Here is a 9,021-nt window from a genome sequence, read left to right as displayed (position 1 = left end):
TTGCTGCTGCTCATCATGGCCTCCTTGCCTCAAAATTAGCGAAGAAGGCGTCCACGATACACGGGGCTATTCAATCGTCATCTACTGGCTATGAGTCCTGAGCCTAGTTCATGGCCGCGGTTCCGGTGGGAATGCTTGCACCTTTTATTGTGAATATAGAAGCGGAGTTTGAAAAATAACCGCTGCCATCGGCATGCTGATGCAAGGGTTCTAGTAGCGACTGAGGCTGTTACCATAACATAAACCTCATTATACGAGACTGACGCTATTTCGTGTTACGGTGTATTGAAGGAAACTACCACTCGCCCTAGCGGTATTTGCAATACCCAGCACCCGATAGGGGCAGACCAGATCGCCGTCGATCGGAAGCTAGTTGGGGACGCGGTCGAAAGTGAATTCGAGGTTGCGGGAGAGAGCGGCGGGGGCAAGAGCGCTGCAGACCTCTTCGACCCGCGCGTTCAGGTCGAAGCGTGGCGAGGGGCCGGAGGTTCCGTGGCGCAGGCGTTCGAGTTGCAGGACCTGGTTGCCAGCCGGGCGGACGTGCGGGCGGCCGAGATGAGCTCGGTCTGACGTGCGGCGCGGTCGGCCTCGTTTTTTACGTTGGTTAGCGTTTCTGCCGGCGCGAGCAGGGCGGCCGCGGGGTTACGCAACTGGTGCGCCGCGTCGGAGATAAAGGTTTGGTCCGCCTCGATATTGTCGCGCACTTGGCCGAAGAGGCGATTGAGCGTGGAGACGACGCCCGCAACCTCCTTGGGGACGGGCCGCCGGATGCGGGCGAGATCGTCGGGCGAGCGCTGCTGGATCGCGGCCTGAAGATCGTTGAGCGGGCTGAGGTCGATCTGCACGCCAAGCCAGATCACCAGCGCGAGAGCGACCCTCAATCCGGCCACATTCGCGAAGGCCCGCAGCGCCAGCTCGCAGGCGAAGGCCTGGCTGTCGCTGATCCGCCGCCGGACCGTCACCACCGTCTCGCCCGCAAGGTTTCCGATCGTGCAATCCTCGATCATGCGCTGCACGCGCATCTCCTCGCCGCGATAGGTGGCCACTAAGTAGTTCGGCTGATCGCGCAGTGCGTCGAAGGCGCCGCGCGGCGACTAGGCGTAGCCGGTCACGAAGATGCCGCCGGGACCGGTCACGTGGTAGAAGATCTGTCCACCCCCGGCAACGGAGCCGAAGCTGTGGGTGCTGGGCGCAAGCGTGTCGCCACCCGAGATCGCGACTTCCCGCGAAATGGCGAGCGCTACCGCGAGGAGGCTGTGATCGAAGAGTTCCTCGGAGGTGCGTTGCGCGGCTTGGAACCGCCAGAGCCCCATCAGGACCGACACCAATAGGAGCGGTGGCAGTATGACCAGCACCAGCTGCATCCGCTGGAACATCGCCTTGCTCTGCGGTCTAGCGTGCATCGACGTCCAGCATGTAGCCGAGACGGCGGGCGGTCTTGATGCGGATGCCGAAGGGCTTGAGGCGCGAGACATGCGGCTCGATGGCGCTCTCCCCGGCGCTCGAGCCGGTTCCGTAGAAATGGCTGATGCGCCGCAATTTCGACGCCAGCCGCCCGCGTCTCTCGAGCAGGCATTCGAGCGAGGCGATCTCCTTGCGGGCTAGGTCGAGCCGCTCTCCGTCCCGCAGAAGCAACCGGCCCGCGCGATCGAAGACCATCGGCCCGAGCGTCTCGCTTTCGGTGAACTCGAGATCCGTGCGCCGCGCCGTGACCCGGAGGCGGGCTTCGAGCTCGTCCATCTCGAAGGATTTCGTGAGATAGTCGTCCGCCCCGGCATCGACACCTGCCACCCGCTCGGCGGTTACCGAGCGCGCGGTCAGCAGGATGATCGGGGGGCCGTCGCGGCGTCGCCTGAGGACGCGCAGTGGCGTTGACGAGGACGCGCGCTAAGTCGCCTACTGCTCCTTGAAGGCGCGGGACATGCTGTCGCGGACGGGTTTGGCGAGGTAGTCGAAGAAGGTCCGGGTCTCGGTCTGGACCATCGCCTCGGCGGGCATGCCGGGGAGAAGGTGGAGATGGGCGACCCGCTGCATCTCTTCGGGCGGCAGGTCGATATTGGCGACGTAGATCTCTTGCGCGATGCCCTCGCTTGTGTCGGTGATCGAGTCCGCCGAGACGTAGCTGACCGTGCCATTCAGCACCGGGGTCGTGCGCTGGTTCATCGCGGTCAGGCGGACGGTGGCGTGCTGGCCGGTCGAGACGCTGTCGATATCGGTCCTGAGCACCTTGATCTCGACCTGAAGGGGCGCGTCCGTGGGCAGGATCTCGACGATCGGCTTGCCGGTCTCGATGACGCCTCCGACGCTGTGGTAGTGAAGGCGCACCACGGTGCCCGAGACCGGGGCGGTGATGGCAGCGCGGGTGAGGATGGCGTCGGCCTTGCGCGTCTGTTCGCGGATCGAGTCGAGCTCCGCCTGGATCGATTGCAGGTCCTCGACCACAGCCTGGCGACGGTCGCTCATCAGCTTGGCGCGGCGGCGGTCGAAGCGCGTGCGCTCTTCCTCGAGCTCGGCCAGTTGCGAGACGAGCCGCGCGATCTGGCCTTCGGATTCCAGCAGAGCGCGCCGCAGAAGCCCGGTCTCTGCGGCTTTGACGAGTCCTTTCTCGGCCAGCGCCTCCTTGGCGGCAAGCTCCTCGGCCAGGTTCTCGGCCCGCGCCTCGAGCGCGGCGAGCTGCCCGGAATACCCGTCGGCGCGGAGGGTCAGCGAGGCGAGTGAGCTGTCGAGGATCGAGAGATCGGTCTCGAGCACCGACCGCGAGACCTGGAAGGCGAGGCGCTGCTTGTCGAAGATATCGGCCAGTTCCGCCTCTTCGCGTGCGGCGTCGAGCGACGGCGGGAAGGTGACGGTGTCCTCGTTGCGATATTCGGCGAGGAGACGCGCCGCGATCGCTTCGAGTCGGAGCTGGCGCAGCCAGAGCTCGCGCTGATCGGCCTGCGCGGCGGTGCGGTCGAGTTCGATCAGCGGGTCGCCCGCCATGACGCGATCGCCTTCGGAGACGCGGATGTCGCGGATGATGCCGCCCTCGAGATGCTGCACGATCTTGTTGCGGCCCGTGGCGACGAAGGTCCCCTGCGAGATCACGGCGGCGGCCAGTGGCGCGGTCAGCGCCCAGGCGCCGAAGCCGCCGAAGCTGAGCGCCATGAGCAGCACCGCGGTGATGGAGAGGCGCAGGATCGAGCGGGGGACGTCCGCAGACCAGCCTTCGGTCGGGATCGGGGTCATCGGGTCTCTCCTTCAAGCGCGTCGGGCTGGGACGGGGCGGGCGCGGCCGGTGCAGCTTTGGGCTGTTTGCCAAAGGAGGACAGCCGTTCGAGCACCTCGTTGCGCATGCCGAACATCGCGATATTGCCGTCCGCCAGCATCATGATCTTGTCGACCACCGGCAGCAGCGCGGTCTTCTGGGTGATGACCACGACGGTGATCTCGCTCTCGCGGGCGTGCTGGATGGCGCGAGCCAGCGCCTTGTCTCCCGCGGCGTCGAGGTTCGAGTTGGGCTCGTCCAGCACCAGGAGCTTGGGGTTGCCGAAGAAGGCGCGAGCGAGGCCGATGCGCTGTTTCTGCCCGCCCGAGAGCGGCGCGCCATCGGCGGCGACGATGGTCTCGTAGCCCTGCGGGAGCGAGGCGATCATGTCATGGACATCGGCCAGAACGGCGGCACGGTAGACATCGGCGTCATCGGCATCGGCGCGCATCCGGGCGATGTTCGACTTGATCGTGCCGGGAAAGAGCTGCACGTCCTGCGGCAGATAGCCGATGCTCTCGCCCAGTTGCCGCGGCTCCCAGTTGCGCAGATCCATGAGGTCGAGCCGGACATTGCCCGAGGTGGGCAGGATCGAGCCCACGAGCATCTTGCCGAGCGTGGTCTTCCCGGCGCCGGAATTGCCGATCACCGCAAGCGTGTCGCCGGGATCGAGCCGGAAGCTGATGCCATTCAGGATCACCTGCTTGGTGCCGCCGGGCACGTAGAGCAGCCGTTCGACATCGAGCCGCCCCTTGGGATCGGGCAGGCGCAGCTTGTCTTGCCACTGGCCCGCGGCCTTCAGGAGCGCGGAGATGCGCCCATAGGAATTGCGCGACAGCAGGAAGCCGTTCCAGCCCTCGATGGCGCCTTCGATGGGGGCGAGCGCGCGTCCGGCGATGATCGAGGCGGCGATGACCATGCCGCCGGTGATCTCGCCCTGGAGCGCGAGATAGGCGCCCCAGCCCAGAAGCGCGACCTGGGTCAGGAGGCGAATGCCGCGCGAGACCGAGGCGCTCCAGACGTTGCGGTCCTGCGCCGTCACCTGTTCGCGGAGCGACGTGGCGGTGTCGCGACCCCAGATCGAGACCAGTTCGGGGATCATCGCGAGCGCGTTGATGACCTGCGAATTGCGCGACATCGAATCGAGATGCAGGTTCGCGCGGCTCTGCGCCGTGTTGGCGCGTGCAAATGGCGCGGAGGTCAGGCGCTGGTTGACCAGCGCCACGACCACCAGCGCCCCGGCCGTTCCGAGAGTGATGAGGCCGAGATCGGGATGGACGAGGAAGATCGCGAGGACGAAGAGCGGCGCGAAGGGCACGTCGAGAAAGGACAGGAGCGTGCCGCCGGTCAGGAAGGACCGCACGGTCTGCAGATCGCCGAGCGTCTGATATTCGCGCCCGTTCGAGTGGAGCGAGGCATGCGCCGCGGCTTCGAGGATCGGCGCGCCCATGCGCACGGCCACCTCGACCGCGGTGCGCATCAGCATCATTCGCCGGATCGCGTCGAACACGGCCTGCATGACCACCGCACCGCAGATGACGACGGTCAGCATCACCAGCGTGTCGATCGAGCGGCTGGTCAGGACGCGGTCGGAGATCTGGAAGAGATAGATCGGGATCGCGAGGACAAGCACGTTGGTCGCTACGGTCAGGAGCATGACCATCGTCAGGTTCTGCCAGACGGCGCGCTTTCCGGCGGCAAGCTGCCGCGCGGCGCTGTCGTTGACCTTGCGCTTGTGGAAGCTCTGGGCGTCCTTGCCATCGAGCGCGGGCTGGAGCTTCTGGCCGTCGGCGCGGCGCTCCCTGGCGGTGGCGCTGCCTTTGCCTTCGGCACTGACGCGGGCGTCGCCGTCGAGGATCAGCACGTCCTTCTCGGCGGTCCTTGTCTCGGTCATCGGGTCTCCTCCGTGAAGTCCTCTGCCGCCTGCCTCAGGCGATCATGGTCTGCATGACGTCGGCCGGGACCGCGTCGTCGTAATCGAGATGGCCCTTGGCCTTGCCGGGCACGTCCTTGTCATGCCCGAGCGCCTTGCCCTTCTGGGCGATGTCCTCTGACAGGAAGGCCACGGCTGCGGGGGTCAGGTCGCCCTGCGCGGGGGCGTTTTCGGGGCCGGTGTCGATGAACTCGGCCTGGTAGATCACCGCGTCCGAGTAGATCTCGCCACCGACCAGAACCGAGCTCGGGCCGCCGAGGTCGATCACCTCGGCGAGGTTCACAAGCGTGTTGCCGTCGGTCTCGACCTCGGGCGCCGCGTCGGTCGCGTTTTGGGTCTCGGTGTCGGTGGTTGCGGTCTCGAACGGCGGCGCGAGTGCTGCGGGCGTGTCCTTCGCCGCGCCGTTCGCTGGCGTGGTGTCGGAGGCGGCGGCCGTGTCGGATTTGCCTTTTGGCGCGTCCTTGTCGGCGTCCGATGCCGCAGGGTTGGGCGGGGTGCCCTTCGCGGTGTCGGGCAGGTCCTTGGTCTTGGCGAGCGGGTCCGAGGCTGTGTCGGTCTCCGCGATGTCCTCGACCAGGGGCTTGGCGACCAGAGGGTCGGGCGGGGGAGCCGGTTCGGTGTCGATCTCCGGAGCGTCGGCAGTGCCTTTGGCGGTCGCAAACACGGTCGTTCCGGTATCGTCCGCGATGCTCACGGAGGGGGCGCCGGGGTCTGCGTCCGGCTTGGCGTCTGCGGGTGTCTTTGCCGATGCCGTGGAGGACGCGGTCTTCTCCGGAGCGTTCGACGCGGCCGCCGCGCTGTCGCCTTTTGCAGCGGTCGTCGCGTCGGGCGTCGTTTCGGCGAGAGAGGTCTTTTCCGCAGCCTTCGGGGCCTTGTTCACCCCGGTCTCCGCTTTGGTCGCCGGTTTCGCGCCTCCCGAGGCCTCGGCTTGCGTCTTGGGCGCGGGAGCTTTGCCCTTGGAGGATGCCTCGCTCGCGGGCGCCTTGGCCGCGACGGGCTTTTCCACGGGCGCCGTGATCTCGACGCGGTCGCTGTCCGAGACGATGTTGGTCTGGCTGACATGGTGCAGGATGACCAGGTCGCCCTTCACATGCAGCACGTCGAGCCCGTCGCCGCCATCGTCGATCCCCGAGGCCGCCAGCGCCTCGATGTCCAGCTCGCCGTCCGACAGGATCGGCGCGACCGGCTTCGCCATGCCCGAGACCTCGTCGGAGGGGCCGGAGATGCGGGCCGAATTGACGACGAGATTTGCCTCGGACGGTTTGGTCTCCGCCGGAGCAGGCGTGTCTGGTTTTTCAGGGGCGGCCGCTTTGGGGGCTGGGTCGGTCGGCTTTGCCGTGACTGTCTTGGGACCGGGCGGCGAGATCGTTTTTTCTCCGACGTCCACCTTCGGCTTGGAAGAGGCAGCCAGAGTGACGGTTGGGGTCTCGGCGGGCGCTTCCGCCGTGCCACCCTCGGAGCTTGTGGCAGAGCCGTCGGGGCCATCCTCGCCATCGCTAATCGCGATGGGGTCGCCCGTCTCGGGCGCACCTTCGGCAACCGGGTCGACATCCGAGACAGGCTCTTTGGATGCAGCGGGTATACTTGGTGCAATGACCACATCGTCGTCGGCGAGGACGTTCACCTGCGTCACCCAGCGATAGACGATCAGGTCGCCCTCGACGAAGATCGCGTCATACTGGGCGCCGAGAAGCGCGAGGAGCGCGCCGTCGGTGACGAGATTGCCGCCGACCTCGATCCGCGTTTCGGTGTCGTTCGAGACGGTCACGACATCGGTATCGGTGACGAAATTGACCTGCGTCGTATGGGTCAGGCTCATCAGGTCGCCCTCGACGGTGGCGACGATGATCACGCTCGGCGGCGCGTCATTGAGGCTCAGCGAGGTGGTCTCTGCGATCACCGGTACCGCTTCGATGCTGGCGATGTTCGTGACCTCGGGGGCGGTGTCCTGGGGTGTTTCGGTGTCGCTTGTCTCGCCGGGGTCCCCGGCGGGCGCGATCTCGACCCGGTTGGCATCGCTGACCACGTTGATCTGGGTGATGCCGGTGACGAAATGCGCGTCGCCCCAGACGCCGATCACCGGGGCGTCGATCCAGCCATCCGCGATCACGGTGCTGTTGATCGCGACATTGTCGCCGGTGGAGACGCTGACCGGCGCGGTGTCGCTGCTCTCAGTAGTCTCTGGCGCGTCCAGTCGGTCGTCCAGCCGCTTGGTCAAGGCGTCCTTCGCGGCGGCGTAATCCGCGCTCTCGCCATCGACGCGGGTTTCCCCGGCACCGTTCTGGAACGCGACATGGGTGACGATCTCGACGGGCGGCGGCGCGGCCGCACCGTCTTCTGGCGACGTGTCGGGAGAGGGAAGCTTGAGGGAGACGGCTGCGTCCGACGCGATACCCGTGACCGATATCGTCTCCACCTCGCCCGCGAGAGCGTCCGCCATGCCGCCGTCGCGCAGCGCTTCGATCTTCTCCTGAGCGTTGGCGACAAGCTCGGCGGGTGTGGAATCGGGACCGAGCGTGTCCTGCATCGGCCCCGCGAGGGTTTCGGCAATCTCGGTCAGATGGTCGATCCGGTCGGCGGCTTGAACCATCCAGGCCTCGGCTGAGACAGGCGAACTGCTGACAACATCGCTGTCTGCCACGTAATTGACCTGGATGGTGACGACCGCGACCGATCCGGGGGGTGTGGCCTCGAACACGATCGGGCCGACCTCTTCCCCGCCTGACAACCGGTTCTGGACGACGGTCTCCTCTTGCGGCGCGAGCCGGGCCGAGGGTGGTGCGACCGTGTCCGCGACCGGTGCGGACGAGGCGTTCACCGGGTCCTTTGAGATCTCCACGACGGGCCCCGGAGGGGGAAGGGAGATGTCGGACACCTCGGGCACGTGGTCCGGAACCTCGAAGGGCGTCTCCGCGGGGGGAACCTCTACCACGACCCCTGGGAGATCGGTGTCGGAAGCTCCGGCCTTGAAGCTGTCGAACTCGGCCTTCAGCCGCGCACGGTCTTCGAGAAGCTCGAAGAGACCGATGAAATGCGCAATGGCGTCGGTGATCCTGTCGAAAGCCACGGGACAAAATCCTTGAAGAAACGGGGTCACGGCACCCGAAAATGCAGGGCCGGTGCGGTCCGTGTGGTCGGTCAGCAGTCCCGATCCGCACGGACCCTAGGGTCTCAGAGAGTTGGCGAGGTCGCTTAAACCTCGTCCTCTCCGACCAGGGAGTTGGTGAAGTTTCCACCCACCACGGTCATATCGACCTGGTTGCCAAGAATGTTGGCGCCCATCGCGATCGACTGGTTGAACGCGGCCTGGTCCAGCAAGGCGTCGGCAGACGCCGCAGACGAGCCCGTCACGAACCCGTCATCGCCATTGTTCGAGCCCCAGACGCCGCCGCTTCCGCCTGCGCCGCCGGCACCGCCCATGGCGTCGCCCGCTGCACCGCCGGTGGCTGCGCCGACACTGGCATCGCCCCCCATGGCGTAGCCGGACAGACCGCCGGTGGCATCACCACCCGCACCGCCGGTTCCCGCACCGCTGATTCCGGTGGCCGAGCCGCCGGTCGCATCGCTCCAGGAGCCGGATTTCGCCGCCGAGAGACCGATCCCGATCCCGTTCGCGGCCGCATAGGACGCGGCATCGGCGAGGGCGTCGGCCGCCTCTTCGCTGTCGCACCAGTCGTCCCACTTGCCTTTGCCGTGGCCGTGGTCGTCACCGCCCGCGCCCGAGGCATGGGCGCCGCTCTCGGCACCGGCACCGGCCGCTCCGAGACCCAGGCCCGCGCTCAGCGCACCGGAGATCGCGGCGGAGCCGGCATCGGCGCTTGCCGAGGCATCGCCCGAGCTGCCG

Annotated in this window: 6 protein-coding genes and 1 pseudogene; all 7 read right to left on the bottom strand. The window is 66.8% G+C overall.

Annotated features, from left to right (window positions below; genetic code table 11):
* Positions 1 to 458: 458 nt before the first annotated feature.
* Entirely contained in the window at positions 459 to 1,016 is a 558-nt protein-coding gene (locus tag ACFQ4E_RS20100; protein ID WP_386806322.1) for a hypothetical protein, read from the bottom strand.
* Between the two features lie 78 nt (positions 1,017 to 1,094).
* A complete protein-coding gene (locus ACFQ4E_RS20095; RefSeq protein ID WP_386806321.1) occupies positions 1,095 to 1,376 on the bottom strand; it encodes a sensor histidine kinase N-terminal domain-containing protein in 282 nt (93 codons plus the stop codon).
* Positions 1,377 to 1,392: 16 nt separating this feature from the next.
* Positions 1,393 to 1,866: a response regulator gene (locus ACFQ4E_RS20090; RefSeq protein ID WP_386806323.1), complete on the bottom strand. Its 474-nt coding sequence runs from the start codon at positions 1,864 to 1,866 to the stop codon at positions 1,393 to 1,395.
* 30 nt (positions 1,867 to 1,896) lie between these two features.
* The gene (locus ACFQ4E_RS20085; RefSeq protein WP_386806320.1) at positions 1,897 to 3,225 is read right to left on the bottom strand and encodes an HlyD family type I secretion periplasmic adaptor subunit; all 1,329 of its coding nucleotides are present in this window, start codon (positions 3,223 to 3,225) and stop codon (positions 1,897 to 1,899) included.
* Positions 3,222 to 5,138 (bottom strand): type I secretion system permease/ATPase, encoded by a 1,917-nt coding sequence (locus tag ACFQ4E_RS20080; RefSeq protein ID WP_386806319.1) that lies wholly within the window; start codon positions 5,136 to 5,138, stop codon positions 3,222 to 3,224. Before ACFQ4E_RS20080 ends, ACFQ4E_RS20085 begins: the two co-directional genes overlap by 4 nt.
* Positions 5,139 to 5,172: 34 nt before the next feature.
* Complete coding sequence (locus ACFQ4E_RS20075) at positions 5,173 to 8,244, bottom strand: hypothetical protein (RefSeq protein WP_386806318.1); 3,072 nt, start codon at positions 8,242 to 8,244, stop codon at positions 5,173 to 5,175.
* Positions 8,245 to 8,369: 125 nt separating this feature from the next.
* Positions 8,370 to 9,021, bottom strand: a pseudogene (locus tag ACFQ4E_RS20070) (hypothetical protein); the annotation flags it as partial.

Source organism: Litorisediminicola beolgyonensis (assembly GCF_042679605.1).
Lineage (GTDB): Bacteria > Pseudomonadota > Alphaproteobacteria > Rhodobacterales > Rhodobacteraceae > Litorisediminicola > Litorisediminicola beolgyonensis.
Note: the sequence above shows the minus strand (reverse complement) of the source record. Positions and strands in the feature narration are given on the sequence as shown.